The following is a 20,816-nucleotide window of genomic DNA, read 5'->3' on the forward strand; positions in this document are numbered from 1 at the left end:
TAATGGGACTAGGCAAACCTTCGAGCCATGTGAACGCCTACGTTGTATTCACGCTGATATGCTTCTTGAAGCGCCACTGTTGAGCGGGTAGCTCCGGCAAGTCGGACGCTGTCCGCTCATGGCACACTTTGAATTGGCCGGTTTTTCGAAATACCGCAGGCCGGTTTGGGTCGGGTCCTGCCTATCACGATACGATGCAGAATGTCGGGCGACAGCCTGCAGCAGGCATTCGGCGTATCTCCTTCACCGTCCGCTCTGAAGCCGAATCCTGTCCTTCGACCAGGTTTGAGGTGCGATTAAACCTGACATTCACTGGATGATGAAATCTGAGCTATTACAGTTTGAGGTCTAGACAAATCCGGTGGTGGGCGATATCCATCCAGCAGTTTGATGAATGCACGCTCAGCCCGTTTTCTGCTCTGGCAGTCGCGCATGAACCAGGTGTCATGGTGCAGCGCAAATATCAGTGCTGACATTTCAAATGCAAACTGTTTCACATCGGTGTCTTTGCGCAGATGTCCTTCCTCGACCGCGCGCTGAATGGTACCTTCCACCGTCTTGCGCAATAGGATTGCCTCGTTACGCAATGCGTGAAGTACGGACCCGGAGCGTATGTCGTATTCGGTCGCATGGCTGATATACAGGCAACCATTGCCACGATGTTCCGTCACATGACAGACCCAGCGGGAAAACATCGCTTCCAGGCGCGGAAGCCCACGCGGGACAGCCAGGCTGGGGAGTACGACGTTTTCCACGAAGCGCAGGCAATACTGCTTGAGCGTTTCGGTCTGCAAGGCCTGGATGGAACCGAAATGCACAAACACGCCAGCCTTGCTCATGTGCAGGCGTTCGGCCAGCGTCCCGAAGCTGAGTGCTTCCAGACCATCGCGATTGGCGACCTGCAACGCCGCTTCGATGATCGCCTTGCGCGTCAATGTTCCCTTGCGTGCTTGACCCCTAGGCGCCACTTCAGGCGACCTGTTTTCGGCGCTCTTCAACATGGCATCACCCTGGCTTACATGTTCGGATAGTTCGGTCCGCCGCCGCCTTCGGGTGTGACCCACACGATGTTCTGCGTCGGGTCCTTGATGTCGCACGTCTTGCAGTGCACACAGTTCTGCGCATTGATCTGCAATTTATCTTCGCCCGCATCCGTTTGCACGAACTCGTACACCCCGGCCGGACAGAAGCGTGCTTCCGGGCCGGCATACTTGTCGAGATTGACCTTCACCGGTACCGCCGCATCCTTCAAGGTCAAATGGGCGGGCTGGTCTTCGCCGTGGTTGGCGTTCGAGATGAACACCGAGGACAATCGATCGAAAGTCAGTTTGCCGTCCGGTTTCGGATAGGCGATCGGCGTATATTCGGCGGCCGGCTTCAGGCACTCGTGGTCTGCATGCGTGTGTCGCAAGGTCCACGGTGCCTTGCCTTTGAACAGCACCTGGTCGATGCCGACCATCAGCGTGCCCGAATACAAGCCCTTGCTCATCCACGGCTTGAAATTGCGCGCCTTGTGCAGTTCTTCATGCAGCCACGATTGCGCAAACGCGTGCGGATAGGCAGTGAGTTCATCGTGCTGACGGTCCATATTGAGTGCATCGAACGCTGCTTCAGCCGCCAGCATGCCGGTCTTGATGGCAGCATGGCTGCCCTTGATGCGGGAAGCATTCAGGAAGCCGGCGTCACAACCGATCAGCGCGCCACCCGGGAAGGTCAGCTTCGGCAAACTCTGCAAGCCGCCCGCCGTGATCGCGCGGGCACCGTAGGACAGGCGCTTGCCACCTTCGAAGAAGGTGCGGATTTCCGGATGGGTCTTGTAGCGCTGGAATTCCTCGAACGGCGACAGGTAAGGATTCTCGTATGCCAATCCCACCACATAACCGACTGCTACCTGGTTATTGTCCAGGTGATACAGGAACGATCCGCCATAGGTGCTGCTGTCCAGCGGCCAGCCGGCGGTGTGGATCACCAGGCCAGGCTGGTGCAGCTTGGGATCGATTTCCCACAATTCCTTGATGCCGATGCCATAGGTTTGCGGATCCTTGCCTTCGTTCAAATTGAACTGTGCCATCAACTGCTTGCCCAGATGGCCGCGCGCGCCTTCGGCGAAGAAGGTGTATTTCGCATGCAGTTCCATGCCGAGCTGGAAGGCATCGGTCGGCTTGCCATGGCGGTCGATGCCCATGTTGCCGGTGGCCACACCTTTGACCGACCCATCGGCGCGGTACAGCACTTCGGCCGCCGGGAAGCCGGGGAAGATCTCGACCCCGAGCGCTTCGGCCTGCTGGCCAAGCCAGCGCACCACATTGCCTAGCGAGATTACGTAGTTGCCGTGGTTCTGAAAGCACTGCGGCAGTAGCCAGTTCGGGGTCTTGATGGCTTTCTTTTCGGTGAGGAACAGGAAGCGGTCTTCGGTCACCGGCACGTTCAGCGGGGCGCCGAGTTCCTGCCAGTTCGGGAACAGTTCCGATAGCGCGATCGGGTCCATCACCGCACCGGACAGGATATGCGCGCCGACTTCGCTGCCTTTTTCCAGCACGCAGACGGAGACGTCAGTTCCCTTTTCTGCTGCCAGTTGTTTCAGGCGGATGGCAGCCGACAAACCGGCCGGGCCGCCGCCGATGATGACGACGTCGTATTCCATCGCATCGCGCGGACCGTATTGTTCGAGGAGTTCTTTGTTCATAATTAATTGCGCAGATATCGGCTGCGCATTGCTCCCTTCTCCCGCAGGCGGGAGAGGGGAGCAATGCAGCCTTTTATTAATTAAATCCGTTCAAAAATCGCAGCAATACCCTGACCACCGCCGATACACATCGTCACCAGCGCATAGCGCCCGCCGATGCGCTGCAATTCATGCAGGGCCTTGACGGTGATGATGGCGCCGGTGGCACCGACCGGATGGCCGAGCGAAATGCCGGAGCCGTTCGGATTCACCTTGGCCGGATCGAAACCGAGTTCCTTCTGCACCGCGCAGGCCTGCGCGGCGAATGCCTCGTTCGATTCGATCACGTCGAGATCCTGGACAGAGAGGCCGGCGCGTTCCAATGCCTGGCGGCTTGCCGGTACCGGGCCGATGCCCATGTACTTGGGATCGACGCCGGCAAAGCCGTAACTGACCAGGCGCGCCAGCGGCTTGGCGCCACGACGCTCAGCGACACTGGCCTCCATCAACACCAACGCCGCGGCGCCATCGTTGATGCCCGACGCATTGCCTGCGGTAACGGAACCATCCTTCTGGAACGCGGCGCGCATGGTCGCCAGCTTCTCGGAACTGGTATCGGCACGCACGTGTTCATCGGTATCGAACACCACCGTGCCCTTGCGGGTCTCCGACGTGATCGGCAAGATCTGGTCCTTGAAGTAACCGGCAGCAATCGCGGCGGCAGCGCGACGGTGCGATTCCGCGGCCGCGGCATCCTGCTGTTCGCGCGAGATGCCGTAACGCGCAGCGACATTCTCGGCGGTCACGCCCATGTGGATTTGATGGAAGGGATCGTGCAAGGAGGCCAGCAGCGTATCGACCAGGGCGCTATCGCCCATGCGCACGCCCCAGCGTGCGGCCGGCGTCAGGTGCGGTGCGCGGCTCATCACCTCGGCGCCGCCGCCGATAGCGATCTCGGCGTCACCCAGCAGGATGCTTTGCGCCGCCGAAATCACTGCCTGCAGGCCGGAGCCGCACAGGCGGTTGAGGGTCAGGGCCGGTGCATTTTCCGACACGCCGCCATTGATCGCGGCCACGCGTGCCAGGTACAAGTCCTTCGCCTCGGTCTGGATTACGTTGCCGAACACGGTGTGGCCAACTTCGTCACCGGAAACGCCAGCACGGGAGAGCGCCTCGCGCACCAGGCGTGCGCCCAGTTCGGTCGGTGAAAATTCCTTCAGGCTACCGCCGAATGTGCCGATGGCAGTACGCACGCCGCTGACGATGACGACTTCTCGTTGCTTCATTTCCGTTTCCCTTCTGTTCGTTGCATGTGGCTGATCATGGACGACAAGGCCATAGCGCGCCGTGCCGAATAAAGCATGAAAGATAAGGGGAGCGATAAGTGCTGCGCGCCCCTCTTTTGGGAAGGGCAGCGGTATGAAGGGTTATGCCATCCGATACCAGGCGACGCCGTCGTTGTCCACTTGGACCGACGCCTCGCACCGATGAAGCAGGTAGTTCAAATGCGCAATGGTTTCGCCCGTGGCCAAGCTGAGCAAGGTGGCATCGCCGGATAGGATAGGGCGCGCAAACAGCGTGCCGAAGACATCGACGACACGTTGGGGTTCTTGCAGCGCCTCGCGCAGCCGGTCCAGTGAGCGCAACTGATTAACTGCAAGATTGTCCAGCCGCTCATGCAAACCAAGGAATGGTTCGTTGTGCGCCGGCAGCACCAGCACATCGTTAGGCACGCTGTTCTTGAGTTTGTCGATCGAAGCGAGCCACTCCCCCATCGGATCCGCGTCTGGTTCGGTCGGATGCACCGATACATTCGATGAAATGCGCGGCAGCACCTGGTCGCCGGAAATCAGCAACTTCAGTGCCGGGCTATACAGGCACGCATGCTCGGGCGTGTGGCCGCTGCCAACGACCACTTGCCATTCATTGCGCCCAATGGTGATGATTTCGCCATCGCGCATGCGGCGATAGCTGTCGGGCAAGGTGTAGATCATCTTGCCGAAATTGCCAAAGCGCGCACGATAACGTTCGATCGCTTCCGTGCTCCAGCCGGCGCGGTGAAAGAAGGACACGCCGTCGGCAGGCGCTTCGCGGCCGGTGTCGGCTGCCAGCATGCGGCAGGTCAGGTATTCCAGGCGCGTGGTCCATAACCTGCATTCGAACTTGCGCGTGAGCCAACCGGCCATGCCGATATGGTCGGGATGCATGTGGGTGACCAGCACGCGCGTTGCCGGACGATTGCCGAGCGGTCCGGCAAACAAATCGCACCAGGCTGCGGTGGTTTCGTCGCTGCGGATACCGGTGTCGACGATCACCCAGCCGTCGCCATCCTCGATAGCCCAAAGGTTGATGTGTGTCAGCGAGCCGGGTAGCGGCATGCGGATCCATTGCACACCCGGCGCTACTTCCTGTGTTTGTCCAGGGGCGGGCGGTTCGCCGCAGGGATACGTGAGAGCCCCTTTCTTGGGGGCAGGCGCATCGTCGTTCATGGATTCCAGTTCCTCTCAAGCTAGTTGGTTTAACGCTACCACGCCGTTGCCAAATGACCAAATCACGTGCGTTTACCCAGTATGGCAAAATCGCGTCATCCCGTGCGATTCTGATGCAGAAAACGTAACATGGACTCATGTTTGCTGCGCCCCCCGTTTTGGAGGGGGTGCTATCGCAACACGGCGCTCGTGCATTCCCCCCTTCGAAATAGGGGGCGGTATACCACCCGCATGCATATCGTTCATAGGACTTACGCAAGAAGTTACTGATTTCAAAATTTATGTAAGCCCAAACGGGGCAAAGATTCGGTAAATTGCCGGCCATGAGATCGAACCGACCGGCGCGACTGGATTATTGCCAATACCTGCTGGTGAGCCAGATCAACTACACCATTACGAACTACGCGGACCATACGCCAAAGTCGATGAGCCACGATGCGATCAACCGCTACCTGCGCGAAGACCGGCGGACCTCGCGGCTGATGTGGGAGCATGCGCGCAGATTCAGGCTTCCCTGCATGGTTATGTGATCTTCGACGATACGGTGCTGGACAAGAATTTCTCGCACTAGATCGAACTGGTGCGACTGCAGTTCAGTGGCAATGCGCACGGTCTGATCAAAGACATTGCCTGGTCAACTGCGTGTATGCCAATCCCGAGACGGGGCAATACTAGGTGATCGACTACCGGATCTACAATTCTGATGGCGACGGCAAGATCTTATGCGTAAATCCTATTTATTAAAGTTATCAGAAGGCCTGCAAGAAACATGCAGTCGCTGCCGGCAGTATTGACAGTGCTGAAGTTCAATGCCGGCCAGACGCAGCGTGAGAATTCTCAATCGGAGTAGCATTCGGCTGAATATGATGAAGCTAGTCTCGGCGTACGGCAGTCCGGAACACCCTTGCTTGCCATCCGACAGTGGGCTTACCCCGCACTCCGCTGCGAACACGCCTTTCCTTATGCATCCGTGTTTCCCTCCACGCTACGCCATGGCCGCATCGTATCGATAGTGTTGATCCACAGGAGGATTTCATGGCTATTAACGAAGCGAAGTTGAACGAATTCATGGGGCAATTCGTTGGTGACATCGGTGCCGTGATGCATGCGCTGGAGGGCGTGGAGAACCGCCTGAAGACGGGCGCACTTGTCGCGGATGTCGGTTGCGGCCACGGCGCGTCGACACTCATCATGGCGAAAGCCTATCCGGAAGCAAGGATCACAGGCTTTGACTATCACGAGCCCTCCATCGCTCATGCGCGCAAAGCAGCAGAGGAGGCCGGCCTCGGTGAGCGTGTGGCGTTCGAGGTGGCGCGGGCACAAGATTATCCCGGCAAGGACTATGATTTTGTCGCAGTATTTGACTGCCTTCATGATATGGGTGACCCGGTGGGCGCAGCCGCGCATGTGCGCAAGAGTTTGAAACCGGATGGCACGTGGATGATTGTCGAGCCGTTCGCCAACGACCGCCTGGAAGACAATCTTAATCCGATAGGTCGCATCTTCTATTCCGCGTCGACCTTTATCTGTACCCCGGCATCTCGCTCGCAGGAGGTCGGCGCTTGCCTTGGTGCGCAAGCAGGCGAAGCGCGAATCAGGGAAGTGGTGACCAGTGGGGGATTTACGCGTTTCCGGCGCGCTACGGAGACGCCGTTTAACCTGGTGCTGGAGGCAAAGCCTTGAGGTTACCATTGGGTGATCTTAAGATGTAACGAAGAAGCCCTGACGCATTGGGAAGCGCCAGGGCTTTCGTCCCCTGCATCGGAGCCTGTCATATCGAAGCACTGCCTTTATCAAGGATTCATCTTCGGGCTGCACGATGGCTGCCGACAGGTAGATTGCGTCTCACGTTGTACGCGAACACCTGAAAGCTCATCTCTTTTTGGACTTTAGGCAGCGCTTTCATTAGGAAGTGCGTTGCGCCCATCCATGCCTTGAGCGTGCCAAACGAATGGTCGATGGTACAGCGTCGTAACATAGCCAGCTCCGGTCGTTCATCGAGCCGTCGCTGCATTCGCTCAAGCCTTGATAAATTTTAGGAAAATTTGTCGTGGTATCCAAGCGCTGAGCGGATTTAACTGAGTCGGGACAGTCCTTTATATAACCCTCGGAAGGAACCATTGCGCGGTGCAGTGCCGACCTTGGAGTCCCTACTTCCTGCCAATCAAATCTTCCGTATAATGGGCCAACGAACATGGCGAAAGTGGGGGATTGGCATACTTCGCCAAAATGTCATCGCCATCCGCCTCATAGGGATATCAATTCTTTTCCATCGTTGATCTGGCATGTAGAAATAGGCCGGATCATGCGAACATCAGGCAACATGAAAAAAGATCCATCGCACAAATCTCAGAAAGGCAAAAGCGGCTCACAGGAGCGAACTCAGACGACGCTCGACAACCTATGTGAAGCCGCATGCCGAATTCTGGAACAGGGCGATCGTTCCGAACTGACGACGCAGAAAGTGGCTGAGGTATCCGGTTATGGTGTGGGAACGGTATATCAGTATTTCTCCAACAAAGATGAACTGCTTGAAACCCTTGCTATGCGTGAATTGGATCGCATGCTGGGCGTGGCCGGACGAATCCTGGCGAGTTGGAATGCGACGCCAACCGCTGCAATAATGAATTCCCGCCGTCTGATTGCCGCCATGATCGAAATTATCGGCGAACGTCCGCGCTTGGGCGGCATACTGCGCACCGAGATGATCAATGCCCCGGAAGATTCAGCATTAGGCCAGGGACTACAACGTTACCATCGCCTGATTGTTGGCATGGCGAGCGGAGCGCATCCGGAAAATAGCCATCGCCTGCAGGCAGATAGCGCTCGCTTCGTATTGTTCAGGGCAATCTCCGGCACCATTCAAACCGCTGCAGTTGAAAGGCCGTCACTTCTTCGCAGCCGCGAATTCGAAGATGAAATGGTCAGGCTGATTCTCGGCTTTCTAAGCTATACCCTACCCGAGGAGGGCAGCTCGACCGTCACGTCACCGGTGTAATCTGTGGAAGCCTTGGATAGCACCTTGTGCGTTGTGCTGTAGTGTCCCGAGTCATTAATTCGTTGACGAAAAGCGATGAAACGGGTCTTATCCTTCGTTGCAAATACTCGCAAGGGAGCCACCCTTGCTGCGTTTTGCGCCTCGGCTAAGGCCCATTGCATCACTTTTCTTGGTCAACGAACTAACAACTCAGGACACTTGCGCCGAATGAACACCCACAAGTCTCAACACCCACAAGTCTCCAGACTTTTCAAGTGAATAATCGTTCTTCGAGCCAAATCTGAAAAACATTCAGTTTCGACGTTATTGCCGCTCGTTTCATTGACGGTTTGTCCTTCGAAACGCTCTAATTACTCCCCGCCGCATTCGGGGATATCTGGGCGCATTTGATCATGATTGCATCAAGCATTTGTAATGCTTGGTATTGATCAGCAAAAAACTCTACTGCCGTTCCCCGAATCGTCATCGTTAAATATTTCGGTTCGAAGGAAGTAAATGGCCCTCTCCCTTACTCAACAAGGCTTTACAAAACTCTATCTGGCGTGTTTTGGCCGCGCGCCTGATCTGGGCGGCCTGGCGTTTTGGGTTGAGCAGAGAGCGGCAGGCAAAACCTTTGATGAACTGACGGATAGCATTTTCAGCCTGGACCATGTCAGAGCGATTTATCCCTTATCGCAGAGCGACAACGATTTCGTCAAGACGATCTATCAGAATATCTTTGGCAAGGATCCTGACCAAGAGGGGCTTGCGTTCTGGACCGGTCTTTTGCACGCCGGACAAAAGCGCAGCGACGTCATCATGTCGATGGTTGATGCCGGCCTGGGTGCGCCAGACGGCACTCCTGGAAAAGCGTTTATTGCCCATCGACTGGAATCGGCGACACAGGCAGCAGAAAAGCAGTTGGCCACCGGGACGGAAATTCCGGTGGCAAGGTTAGTCGATATCATGACGTTGGTCACGGCCGAGGCAGCGAGCGTTGCGTCTGCGTCCGTGAAACTGGATCAATACAGCGGTAGCAAAATTGTCGGCACGGTCGCCGTTGACTATCTTCGAGGTGCCACGGTCTTTGCAGATGCAAATGGAAACCGTGTGCTGGACGATGGCGAGGCGCATTCCACCAGCGATGGTAACGGCAACTTCACATTATTCAATGCCAAAGGCGCGATCGTCGCCACCGGTGGAACGGGCATTGCGACAAATTTGCCATATGGTGGTGTGCTTACCGCTCTCGCGGGTTCAACCGTCGTCACACCGCTTACGACCTTGCAACAGGTCCTGGTCGAGCAAGGAAAAACGATCGCCGAAGCGCGCGCCGCGGTTCTGGCCGCATTTGGCCTGTCTGGAAAGCTCGATGTGCAGGAATACGCACCGCTGACGAACGCACTGAATGAAACCGCATCCGCTTCTGAACGAGCGCTCGCGGTGCAGGTCCATGCTGTCGTAGTCAAGATACAAAACCTGGTGGCTGCGGCCGGGACCGCATTGCGGGCGGTCGCCGGAACCGACGTCACGGCTGCCGTGGCGTCCGATGCCGTATTTCGTTCTTTGGCCGGCCTTATCCAGTCCAGGATCGATACCGTGATCGATCTCGCGGATAAATCGGTGGTCAAGGCCGTTCTGACCGGAAGCATCAACTCAAGCAATACGGAAAAGCTCAGTGCTGCCGCTACGAGCATTCAATCGATGTCGACGAGTTTTTCTACCGTGCTAGCGGAAACAGCGTCAAAGATCGATATTGCAGCTCGAGAGACGGGTTTCACGTTGGCGGTCGCTAAAATTGCCCAGATACAGGTGGCAACACAAGGCACAATCAGCAACACCATTCAAGTCGCGGCCCGCCTCGGAACTTTGGATTCCATGATTGGCACATTGACCGGCGCCGCTCTCGACACCATTATCAAAACTTCAAGAGTGGGCGATCTTGATCCGGCAAGCCGCCATGATGATGACGAAATCGCGTTGGTGAATGCGGCACTGAACGCGCCAGTGCCTGAACCCGATGTTGGGTCCCCGCCGCCGCCGACGTTTACCGTGACCGAGAACGCGCCCGGCTCGAAGATCTGGACCCTTTCAACGGGCAACGGCAACGTCGTCGTCACTGATGATGGAACGAGCTTTGTATTTACACCAAGCGCTGGCAGCGCAAGATCGGTAGTAAAGAGCAGCTTGACCGAGGTCGTTGTCTCCGGGCTTACACTTTCCGGTGCGGCAACTGTATTGAAAGACATCACCAAAATCAGTGGCGCTGTGACCGTCAGCGACACCGGGGCCGTCGCGGCGGCGGACCTCAAGACCATCGAGGCAGCGACTACCGGCGTGGTGACCGCCACCAGCGTGAACGCAATTAGCGGCTCTGCGGACGACGCGAAGTTATTGTTGGTTACCAATGAGGGCACGACCGGCGACAAGATTGACATGCGGCCCGATGTGGCCGTGACGGTATCGGATACCAGCCTCGCTGCTGCGACGCTGAATAGTATAGATTCCGCCACGTCCGGTACGGTCAACGTTGGAAGCGCGAATACATTAACAGGCACGCTGGCGGATGTGGCAACTGCCTATACGAGCAGCGCTTCCAATCCGGGTTCCATCAGTGGCTTGGGAAATGAAGAGATTACTCTGACCGACACGACGGTAGCCGTGGCCAGCCTCAACAATCTTGATGACAAGACGACCGGCAACATTTCGCTTGTCAGCGCGACGAACTTGAGCGGCACATTAGCCAATGTGAAGACGGTCGCCTCCGCAAAAGGTACTGCGGCAAATCAGTTTGATCTCAAGGCGGATATCGCTCTGACGCTAAGCGACACAATGACGGTCGCGGCTGCTGACCTGATTGCGGTAGATGGCAAGACAACCGGCAACATTTCACTTGTCGACGCATCGACCTTGAGCGGCACACTGGCCAATGTAAAAGCTGTCGCCTCCGCTAAGGGTACTGCTGGCAATCAGTATGACCTGAAGGCCGATGTTGCCGTCGCCTTGAGCGATACGACGATGGCCGCGGTTGCTGACTTGATCACAGTGGACGGCAAGACCACCGGGAACATTTCAGCCATCAACGTATCGACCTTGAATGGTACGCTGGCGAACGTGAAGACTGTGGTAGCCGCAAAAGGTACGGGCGAAAATCAATATGACCTGAAGGCTGATGTTGCGGTAACGCTAAGTGACCATGGGACGGTCGCGGTCGCTGACCTGATTACAGTGGACGGCAAGACCACCGGCAATATTTCACTGGCCAACGCATGGACCTTGAGCGGCACGCTGGCCGATGTGAAGGCCGTCACCTCCGCAAAAGGTACCGGTGCAGACCAGTACGACCTCGATTCCAGTTTCACCGTCATCCTGTCAGGTTCCGTTATTGCTGCCGACATCAATGATATTTATGTCGTCAATGACGGCAACACCATCACGTTCAACGGCACGGCGGATGGTGCAGGCACTGTCGATGTCCTTGACTTTACTGGCGTCACAGCGGCATTGACCATCAACGGCAATGACGGTAACGACATGATTACCGGGGGCAGCGGCATTGACACTATTCAAGGCGGCAGCGGCAATGACACAATTATTGGTGGTAATCGCGCGGATAGGTTGACCGGCGGCGCAGGAGCCGATGTCTTTGCGTACACGGGCAGCGACATACTGTCCACTGGCATGGACCGAATAATGGATTTCGACAAAACTGCCGACAAGGTCCGCATCGCGCTCACTGGGTCGAACATCGACGGATCATCGTTTGAAGAGAGGAACGGTACGGGGGGAGTTGTCTGGTCAACGAAGAAGGCGGGAAACATCTTCATCGATGCGTGGACTAGCTATCCAACCGATTACGTCTACATCTTTACGCAGGATTCTTCGGGTTCCACGGCCGAGGCTATCAAAATCGATATTGGCAATATTGTCGATTTAGGCAATCTTGGGTCCACTGCATCGCTTTTCGCGTTCAACCTGACCGGTACTGACAATGGCGATGTGCTCAAAGGTGGTGCTGGCGCCGATACAATCAATGGCGGCAAGGATGTGGATACGCTTACCGGCAATGGGGGTGAAGACATATTCGTGTTTGTCGGTACTGCCGGTGCAGGATCAAGCGGCACGACATTCGGTCAAGCCGACCTCATCACTGACTTCGTCGTCGGCACCGACAAGCTGCAATTCTCCGGCGTCAGCGCCGTCGTATCAATCCAGCAAAGTGATGTTCAGACGGCTGTCGCGGCCTTGGCTGGCGGATCGTCTGCTACTGCAATTGCCACAGCGATGGCTACCGCCAACGTGACGAGCCTTGGGGTTTCGTTTGCCGTCTTTGAGGGCAACACCTATGTGCTGTTTGAAACTACCGGTTCCGGAACTGGCGTTGCGGCAGACGATGTCTTCATCCAACTAAGCGGCGTTTCGGCTCTACCGCCTTTCGCGTCTGCTGTTATCGCCTAGCTTTTGAAGTAAGCGTCCGACCTGAAACTTGAAGCATGTCGCCCCCCGTAGCGTCCTGCCGGCTCATTTTCCGCCACCCGCATTCGGAATCCGAGGTAACTTCTTCGACGGCACCCTATTCCTACTGCGTCACGAACGTGCTCCCCCTTGCAGGGGGAAGGTTGGGATGGGGGTAGAGAGGTCGAATCGGCGCAATCGTTAGCGCAACCACTCTACCCCCACCCTAGCCCTCCCCCTGCAAGGGGGAGGGAACTGGACAGTGATGTTTTGTGACGCAGTAGTACTATCCTGCCGGCCGTCGACCGAGCCGGTGAACGCGAATCATCGGCGCCAAACGCGAACCTCGTGATTGTGGCAATCAATCCCGATCAAGATCAATTCCAGCGTGATTCGGTCCAATTCCGTCTGAAATACCACCGCTCAGAAAGAAGCGTTTTGACACGGTCTGGGCCGTCCATGGAAGATTAATTGGATGAAGTAAACGGCTGCTCAATGCCGAGCTGCCGACGTTCGACCTTGGCTCACGAAACGTCTTAAGTGGACGTACCGGCAGCCTGTAGCCGAATCCGGTTCATCAGCGCGGCGAGTGCCGCCGCGTCGACTGATTTCCAATACGCGAAGATCTGCGCGCGCGCACGAGGAGAACTCGGCTCACCGGCGCCATCATCCCACGCGACCAGATCGGTCCGCAGTTTACGGATGGGGCGGAAATTGCTCGCGTCGTGCCAGGCAACGGCACGCGAGCCAAAAATGGTTTTCACCACAAATCCGTTGCCGTCAAACGTCAGTGTGCTCAAGCCTGGGAAGTGCTGCAGCAGTCCAATCAGCCCCGCTATGACTGCAATAATCGCTATCTCCATGGAGCGGTCGTTCGCCGCCGCTACCACGCCAATGGAGATGAGCGCCGTACAGATAAGCAACAGGCCAACCGGGATCCGCGCTCGCAGGACGAGGGGAAGAGCAATGGGGGTAGCGTCGGGTTTATCAGGTGACATGGGATTCAATGGGGAAGATTGGTCTGGCTTTTTGGGCGGCGCTTCCGCTTGCCAAATAATAGATGCATGACAAGCACATAAAGGCCGGCTGCTCCGCCGATGACTGCAAAAGCTGTCAGAAACCTGCCGAGTAGCGTCAGATTATAGCCGCCTGGATTGGACGCTTTCAATGCATTATCCGCCATAGAAGACGCTTCCGGCAGCAGGCCGCAAAAGAAGATGGACAACATAGCAAGCCCCCAATCTTTACGGAACACCTCCGCGGGGTGGTGGATGCAGTCGCCAATGGCCGGGTGAAAACACCACCTTATGAAATCCAGCCGCTGGAACAGGCTGATAAGTCTGCTGCCGCGCTGCGGCGCACTTTAGAGGTGAAAGGCTCGAACACTATTGTGTCGACGGTTTGGCTATCTTGTCCGTGTCCAAACCGTCGACGATCGACATCAAAAATTGTGCCGAATGCCAAAACCAATCGAACTGCCGTTGTCACCGCTGTTGGCGTCGATAGGAATCTGATTGATTGAACTGGAACCGCCAGCGGGATTGTTGACATAGACCGCGCGTGCGTAAAGGATGGTGCGCTTGGATAGCGAATGGTCCCAGCCCAATGTGAGCGCATAGGGGTCGAGCGGGCTATTGTCCACGGCACGCTTGACGACTTCACCACGGAACGTGTTGAAAGCGTTGACCTCCCAAGTCGCCGAGGCCAGGTAATGACGCGCGTCGTTGGTGCCAGGCGCATTGCTGGAGTCTTTCTCAAACGTTAGCCCTAGCTGAAGCGGTCCGATTTTGTAAGTGCCGCCAACATAATGAAACGTGGTCCGTGTTGGATTGGCTACCGGCGCTGCAGCCGTGCCTGAATTCTGCGCCTGATATGCGTAGTACAGGTACAGAGGTCCGTTCGCGTACATCAGGTTCGCACCTGTATTTCTGCCGCTGGAGGAGCCGGCAGCCTCGCCCGGAGCATAGGCGAGCGTCGTGGAAAATCCGCCTAACGTCGGTGAACGGTAGGCAATCATGTTGTCAAAGCGCCCCAGATAAATGGCTTTTGCCGCCCCCTGACCCTCGCGGCTGGTCACCAGATTGATCGGCGACACGTTCGAGTTGACGTAAAAGCCGTCGACTTTGACCAAGCCATCAAAGCTAGGCGTGTACTGCCGGCCCAGGCGAACCGTGCCCCATCCGCCACCGATTTCCACCCATGCCTGTCGTCCAAACAGCCGGTTGTTCCCGAAGAACTCGGCACCGGTGTCCGCAGTGAAGCCGTTCTCCAGCAGGAAAGCGGCGCGATTGCCGCCACCCAGGTCTTCCACACCTTTAAAGATCAGGCGCGATGCTGCCATGTCCCCGTCACGCAACCGGGCTTGGCTTTGCGAGCCCTTCGCATAATCGATGCCCAGGTCGATGATGCCTGAAACTTGTACAGAGCTTTGTGCATGTGCGATGGCCGCGACCATACTGCAGGCCGTGGCCAGGACTAACTTTTTCATTCCAGTCTCCTCCAAACGCTTGTTCTGTTCACAACGGCCGGCAATGCATGCGTCACTGGTCCGTCGCGGTCTTCTCCATTCACCGTCGCAGCCTGTGCATCCGACCGCGACACTCTCTTGGGCGACACCGATGTACACGTCGCCTCGAAGTCTTAGCATGCCATCACTTCTGCCCGATCAATCGATTTTGCCGCCGCTTCCATCTATTGGGAATCGATCTCATCTTTTCGCGGCGAAGGGCGATGGGAGCCGCAGTTACTCTGGCTTGATGTTATTGGTTCGAACAATCTCGCCCCACGCCTGCATATCCCTGCGCACGGTGGCGCCAAACTCTTCCGGCGTCTTACTTGGCGACTCGGCCATGTTCATTTGCAGAAAACGCTCCTTTATTTCCGGCAGACCGACAAGCTTGGTGATCTCGGCATTTAACCGTTTGACGATGGCGTCGGGCGTGCCAGCGGGAGCGAATATGCCATACCAGCTGTCCAGCTTGAACGGTACACCCTGCTCACTAAGTGTCGGTACGTTTGGTGTCACCGGCGCACGCATGGTGCCGGAAATCGCCAAGGCCTTGAATTTACCGCTCTTGATGTACGGCAGAGTTGAAACCGTGTCTGCAAACGCAACTTTCACGGTGCCGGCCGACAGATCCGTCACCAGCGGGCCCGAGCCGCGGTATGGGACATGGTTCAGCTTGATCCCGGTTTGCATCTTGACCGCCTCCATGGTCAAGTGTCCGCCCGAACCAATGCCCCATGAACCGTAATTGACGGGATCCGGCTGTTTCTTGACCCAGTCAATGAAAGATTTCAAGTCCTGGGCGGGAACGTCCGATGCGACGACCAGGTAGTTGCCGCTCGCGCCAATCTGTGCGACCGGCTTAAGCTCTTTCAACGTGTCGTATGGCATGGCGGGCTGCATCGCCGGATTGACAGCGATCGCCGCAGCATAGGTAAACAGGATCGTATAGCCGTCCCCCGATGCCTTGGCAGCCGTCGTCTGACCAATCAGGCCGTTGGCGCCGCCCTTGTTTTCGACAACGATGGTCTGTCCAAGCGCCTTGCCGAGGTGATTGGCGATCACCCGCGAAAAAATGTCGGTGCCGCCGCCGGGTGGAGTCGGCACGATCATGCGGATCGGACGTTCAGTCGGCCAGTCCGCGGCTGGGACAGTGGCGGCCGTGGTCAGCAATGCGGTCAGGGCGAAGGCTTGCAATACGGTTCTACGGGTGTTCATACGGGTCTCCATTGTCGTCGCGTTGCATTGTGGTGCTGCTTTCAAGCAGCCGGCTTTTGCTGCGTTATCGTGTTGACTGACTACGCCCGATCACGACCGCATCGAGCGCCATCGCACCCTGGCCAGCCGGCAGCGCGATGAAAGGATTAACATCGATTGATTCCAGCGTCTCCCCGGCCGCCATCGCAAGCTTGGACAATCCCACGATCGCTTGCGTCAGTGCATCGATATCGGCTGGTGCCGTGCCGCGGTAGCCGTGCAATAGTGGCGATAATTTCACTTCGTCGACCATTGCGCGTGCTTCCGTCGGACTGACCGGAGCGATCCGGAAGCTGACATCCTTCAGCAACTCAACGCTCACGCCGCCCATGCCGAACATGACGACCGGTCCCATGACAGGGTCGCGGTGCACGCCGAGGATGCATTCGACGCCGCCGCGCACCATCGGCGCGATCAGCACACCGTCGAGCTTCGCCGTCGGCGCCGCTTCATGGATACGTGCCATCATTTTGTCGTACGCTATCCGCACGGAATCCTCATTGGACAGACTCAGCACTACGCCGCCGACGTCGCTCTTGTGGGTGATTTCGGAAGACAGGACTTTCATGACGACCGGGAATCCGAGCGAACCGGCAACAGTCACCGCTTCGTCGCACCGAGTGGCGATACGAGATGGCACCCCCGCCACGCCAAACTTGTTCAACAGCGCAAGCGAATCGATTTCATTCAGAGCACCGGGTGACAGCGCGACGTGTTTGATCACCGCATCACGATCGATATGCTGAGTTTCGCGTTGCACCCGAAAGTAGTCCAGGGCGGCCAGCACGCGGATCGCGCTGGACGGCTCCTGGAATGACGCGCAGCCGCATTCATCGAGCGCACGCTGATGCTCACGGGTGAACAGGGTGGAGAACATCACGACCCGTCCCGGGAATTCCGCGGTCAGTTTTTGCGCCACCTCCTTCTGCAGCGCCTGCATTCGCTCGGTCAACCCGGCGGCCGCGAGAAAAATGATCAAACTGCCGTAATCGCCGTCACGTAACATCACGCGCGCAGTATCTTCGATCAAGCTGACTTGCGAAGTGACTTGGCCGGTAATGTCGACCGGGTTGCGCGGTGCTGCAAACGGTACTTGCGCAAGCAGCCAGTCTTGCGCGGCTTGCGGCATTGGTGCGACATCCAGTCCGTAGTCGGCGGCGTCATCGGCCATCAGCACGCCCACTCCGCCCGACACCGTCAACAGGCCCAACTTGCCTTTGCTTGGCACGCCGCTGATCGATAGCGCATAGGCGATGTTAAAAAAATCCTCAATCGTGCGTGCGCGCCATGCGCCATACTGTTTGAATAATGCGTCGAACACCGCGTCATTTCCTGCCAGTGATGCGGTATGTGAGGCAGCGGCTGCCGCGCCCAGCTCGGTCCGTCCGACTTTCACGACGACCACCGGCTTGCCGGCATCACGCGCGAGTGCAAGCGCCTCTTTTAACCGCTCACCGTTTTGGCAGCCTTCCATATAAGCCATGATGACCTTGGTATTCGGGTCGCTCGCCATCCATGCGATGCAGTCGGCGACCTGGATATCGGCTTCGTTGCCGGTCGTTACCCACACCGATAAGCCTAGCCCGCGCTCACGCGCCATCGCATAAGCGTAGGCCCCGAACGCACCACTCTGACTAACGATGCCGATAGAACCTGTCTGTGCCCGACCGGAAAACACAACCGGAGAAAAGGTTGCATATATGCTGCGGGCGATGTTCATGAAACCCAGGCAGTTTGGTCCGACCATACGAATTCCGGCGGCACGCGCCTTGGCTATGAGCCGCTGCTGCGCTGCCTTGCCGTCTTCGCTGACTTCGGCGAAGCCTGCAGAAAACATCACGATGTTCTTTACGCCGGCGGCGATCGCATCGTCGAGCGAGGCGTCGACTGCAGCTGCAGGTATCGCGAAGATTGCCAGGTCAATCGGCTTTCCGACGGCGGCCAATGTCGGATATGCCTTCCTGCCCTGGATCTCGTCGCGTCCCGGGTTGATCGGGTAGAGCTCGCCGTTAAATCCGTAGTCGTTCTGGTAGGTGATGGGAATCGCGCCAATTTTCCCTGGCGTGGCCGAGGCGCCGACCACGGCGATCGACCTTGGAGAAAAAAAGCTGTCGAGGCTTTCGTTGATGCGTGTCATGCTGTGTTGTCTCCTGATGACGAATCTGTTCAGCGGATGCCAAAGGTGTGGGCACTGTCCTGCTCGATCATGTCGGCCGACACCTTGTACAGGCTGCGGGATACATAACTCGGTACTTGATCGGCACGCGCACGTAGCCATCCGGCTTTCAGTTGCCGGGCCTGAATCAGTTCAGGTGTGTCACCGGTCGCCGTGGCGAGTATGTCAATCACATGCAGTGCCAGCTGAAACTCGCCTTTGGCGGCGAGGGACTGCGCATGCGAAATCAATGCGCCCTTGTCGGCGATGGCCTGCACGACTTCGCGCCCGATATTCTCAGGGGAAGCCGGATGCAGGCTGGTCGGATTGCGGTCCCACCAGCCGTTCTCCGAACGATAGATGTCGCGTACGATATAGTCCGGCGCGCCATAACTGGGGCGCATCCAGGGTACATCGAACAAGTGCTTCGGGTACCGGATCGCAGCGAGGATGTCGCGTTCGCCCATTCCTTCATTAATCATCCGAACCACCTCGGCATGGAGCCAGCGCAGTGCCTTCGCAGTTACACCCAGGACCTGCTGCACCTCGTCTTCACCGGCAATATCCGGCCCGAATTCCCGTACCACCCTGAGCGGACGCAGGTCGCGCAGGTGATCAAGCGTGCTGGCCCAGCGCAAGGTATCGCGCATCGTGCGAAATGGCGTGCCGATATTGGGAATGGAATCGATCACGGCGGCGCTGCCATAGAGAACACGTGAGTGCGGTACCCAGACCGCAGTCACGTCGTCGGTCTCCGACGGTGCCCATATCAAGTGAATGCGACGCTCACCCTTGCCTAGCACCAATTGGTGCGCATATGTCTGGTCCGGGTCGTGCAAGGCAATCTTGCCGCGCATACCGCCAGGCTTCATCCTGAACTGGATTTCGGCCATGCGTTCCTGAAGTCCAAGCGTAGTCCGATAGCGTTCATAGCGCGTGCGCACGCGTTCATGCGCGATGACCGTTGGCATCGCGTGGCCACGCAGGACGGCATCGTCACGCCACAATGGCACACCGACGTTATAGCCGACGTGACCATGGCTATAGCAGATCGCTACAACCGGCCGGGTGCTGACCGAACGCAGGTGCTCGATCATGCCGCGGGTGACCCGTCCGCCGGGGCCAGCGTCGACCACAACCAGGCCTTCATCGATTTCTGCCACAAACGATTGCCCCTGGCCCCTGAGCAGCCATACGCCGGCAGCGATCGGTTCAATGCCTGTGCCGGTGACAAGCGGAATGCCTTCATCCATTTCGGACGTCATATGTTCTCCTCCAACTTTTCGGGATATTGCGCGGGTCGATGAATCAGTGACAGCAGCTATTCCAACACCACGCCGGCTTGCTTGATGACGGACGCCCACTTCTGTACTTCCGCATCAATAAAGGTGCCCAGTTCGCTATTGGTCGATGGCGTCGGCTGCAATCCCAGTCCGATGAGTTTTTGCGTGATTTCCGGCTTGTTGAGTACCGCGTTCGCATCGCGATTGAGTTGCTGCACAATGGCTGCCGGGGTACCGGCCGGCGCGACGAATGCGAACCAGCCGTAACCCACCACTTCCGGCCCGCCACCTTCGGTGAAGGTAGGAGCGTCCGGGTAGACCGGTGTGCGTGCTTCCGACGCAACGCCGAGCACGCGTAGCTTGCCGGTCTTGACGTGGGACAAGGCACTTGTGATCGCCGTCAGCGCGGCATCGACCCGGCCGCCGACGAGGTCGGTATACGCGGCGGCGTCACCCCGGTAATGCACATTGGTGACCTTGAACTTCCCCTTGATCCCGAACAGTTCGGCCGCAAGGTGCGGACCGGAGCCGATGCCCGGAGAGGCGAATGTCACGCCGCCGGGCTTTTCGCGTGCCATCTTCACAAAATCAGCCACCGAGCGCACTGGCGAATCGGCAGGGACGGTCAGGAAGACCGGGCCGGTGACGCGCGGGCCGACCGGCACAAAGTTTTTATGGATGTCATACGAGGTCTTGATACCGGCGGACGCCGTAATCGCAAAGGGCGCGGCCGCCCATAACAGGGTATAGCCGTCGGGACGGGCGCGCGCCACATAGTCGTTGGCGATGCGCGTACCGGCGCCGGACTTGTTTTCGACGACGAATGGCTGGCCATATTTGGCTTCCAGTTCCTTGGCAATGATTCGCACCGATATATCATTGGACCCGCCCGGACCATACGGCGAAATGATGGTGACGGTTTTCGTTGGCCATGCCTGCGCGTGGGCGACGCTGGTGAGGGCGGCCAATGTAAACGCGGCGAGATGGGCGGCGTATACCGGGAACGATTTTTTGTAGTCCATATTCATT

General features: G+C 57.5%; 13 protein-coding genes and 2 pseudogenes. 4 read left to right on the top strand and 11 right to left on the bottom strand.

Features of this window, described 5'->3' with window-relative positions:
* Positions 1-296: 296 nt before the first annotated feature.
* The 4 genes from D3871_RS19185 to D3871_RS19200 form a co-directional block, all read right to left on the bottom strand.
* Positions 297-1,001 (bottom strand): TetR/AcrR family transcriptional regulator, encoded by a 705-nt coding sequence (locus D3871_RS19185; protein ID WP_119770671.1) that lies wholly within the window; start codon positions 999-1,001, stop codon positions 297-299.
* Positions 1,002-1,015: 14 nt separating this feature from the next.
* Positions 1,016-2,686, bottom strand: a complete 1,671-nt coding sequence (locus D3871_RS19190; RefSeq protein WP_119770672.1) for an electron transfer flavoprotein-ubiquinone oxidoreductase — start codon at positions 2,684-2,686, stop codon at positions 1,016-1,018.
* An 80-nt stretch (positions 2,687-2,766) separates the two neighbouring features.
* Positions 2,767-3,951, bottom strand: a complete 1,185-nt coding sequence (locus D3871_RS19195; RefSeq protein WP_119770673.1) for an acetyl-CoA C-acyltransferase family protein — start codon at positions 3,949-3,951, stop codon at positions 2,767-2,769.
* A 141-nt stretch (positions 3,952-4,092) separates the two neighbouring features.
* A complete protein-coding gene (locus tag D3871_RS19200) occupies positions 4,093-5,154 on the bottom strand; it encodes an MBL fold metallo-hydrolase (RefSeq protein ID WP_119770674.1) in 1,062 nt (353 codons plus the stop codon).
* A gap of 323 nt (positions 5,155-5,477) precedes the next feature.
* On the opposite strand from D3871_RS19200, the pseudogene D3871_RS31720 reads away from it, so the two are divergent.
* The 4 genes and pseudogenes from D3871_RS31720 to D3871_RS19220 form a co-directional block, all read left to right on the top strand.
* A pseudogene (locus D3871_RS31720) lies at positions 5,478-5,826 on the top strand (IS701 family transposase); the annotation flags it as partial.
* A 435-nt stretch (positions 5,827-6,261) separates the two neighbouring features.
* Positions 6,262-6,837 (top strand): annotated as a pseudogene (locus tag D3871_RS19210) (class I SAM-dependent methyltransferase); the annotation flags it as partial.
* A gap of 640 nt (positions 6,838-7,477) precedes the next feature.
* Positions 7,478-8,152, top strand: coding sequence for a TetR/AcrR family transcriptional regulator (locus tag D3871_RS19215; RefSeq protein ID WP_158597985.1), 675 nt, complete (start codon positions 7,478-7,480; stop codon positions 8,150-8,152).
* 495 nt (positions 8,153-8,647) lie between these two features.
* Positions 8,648-12,589 (top strand): DUF4214 domain-containing protein, encoded by a 3,942-nt coding sequence (locus D3871_RS19220; RefSeq protein WP_119770678.1) that lies wholly within the window; start codon positions 8,648-8,650, stop codon positions 12,587-12,589.
* 533 nt (positions 12,590-13,122) lie between these two features.
* Here the strand turns inward: D3871_RS19220 and D3871_RS19225 are convergent.
* From D3871_RS19225 to D3871_RS19255, 7 genes are all read right to left on the bottom strand, one after another.
* Entirely contained in the window at positions 13,123-13,584 is a 462-nt protein-coding gene (locus tag D3871_RS19225) for a hypothetical protein (protein ID WP_119770679.1), read from the bottom strand.
* Between the two features lie 5 nt (positions 13,585-13,589).
* Positions 13,590-13,814, bottom strand: a complete 225-nt coding sequence (locus D3871_RS19230) for a hypothetical protein (protein ID WP_119770680.1) — start codon at positions 13,812-13,814, stop codon at positions 13,590-13,592.
* Positions 13,815-14,027: 213 nt separating this feature from the next.
* Positions 14,028-15,074, bottom strand: coding sequence for a porin (locus tag D3871_RS19235; protein WP_233575722.1), 1,047 nt, complete (start codon positions 15,072-15,074; stop codon positions 14,028-14,030).
* A gap of 255 nt (positions 15,075-15,329) precedes the next feature.
* Positions 15,330-16,310 carry a Bug family tripartite tricarboxylate transporter substrate binding protein gene (locus D3871_RS19240; RefSeq protein ID WP_233575723.1) on the bottom strand — a complete coding sequence of 327 codons (981 nt, stop codon included), beginning with the start codon at positions 16,308-16,310 and terminating at the stop codon, positions 15,330-15,332.
* A 64-nt stretch (positions 16,311-16,374) separates the two neighbouring features.
* On the bottom strand, positions 16,375-18,486 hold the full coding sequence (locus D3871_RS19245) for an acetate--CoA ligase family protein (protein ID WP_119770682.1): 2,112 nt from the start codon (positions 18,484-18,486) through the stop codon (positions 16,375-16,377).
* A gap of 29 nt (positions 18,487-18,515) precedes the next feature.
* Positions 18,516-19,769 carry an alkyl sulfatase dimerization domain-containing protein gene (locus D3871_RS19250; protein ID WP_119770683.1) on the bottom strand — a complete coding sequence of 418 codons (1,254 nt, stop codon included), beginning with the start codon at positions 19,767-19,769 and terminating at the stop codon, positions 18,516-18,518.
* A gap of 56 nt (positions 19,770-19,825) precedes the next feature.
* A complete protein-coding gene (locus D3871_RS19255; RefSeq protein ID WP_119770684.1) occupies positions 19,826-20,809 on the bottom strand; it encodes a Bug family tripartite tricarboxylate transporter substrate binding protein in 984 nt (327 codons plus the stop codon).
* Positions 20,810-20,816 lie beyond the last annotated feature (7 nt).

Origin of the sequence: Noviherbaspirillum saxi, from assembly GCF_003591035.1 — a bacterium.
Lineage (GTDB): Bacteria > Pseudomonadota > Gammaproteobacteria > Burkholderiales > Burkholderiaceae_D > Noviherbaspirillum > Noviherbaspirillum saxi.